Source organism: Pseudomonas sp. 34 E 7, from assembly GCF_900005715.1.
GTDB lineage: Bacteria > Pseudomonadota > Gammaproteobacteria > Pseudomonadales > Pseudomonadaceae > Aquipseudomonas > Aquipseudomonas orientalis_A.
Genome location: NZ_CVTX01000163.1, coordinates 5,643 through 5,901 on the forward strand (window position 1 = coordinate 5,643; position 259 = coordinate 5,901).

Below are 259 nucleotides of genomic sequence, written 5' to 3' on the forward strand. Positions count from 1 at the left end.
CTGTTGACTGTGACACCGCAATCGGGGGCAAGCCCCCTCCCACATTGGATAATGCCGTCCTGATCCGCCTCGTAATGGTCAGCATCGCTGGGAACTCTGACCGCACGGCGACAAGCTCCCCAATCGGCGGAGTAATGGAGATCAAAATGTGGGAGGGGGCTTGAACCCCGATGGCAGTGTGTCAGTCAATACATCTGTTGACTGTGACACCGCAATCGGGGGCAAGCCCCCTCCCACATTGGATAATGCCGTCCTGATC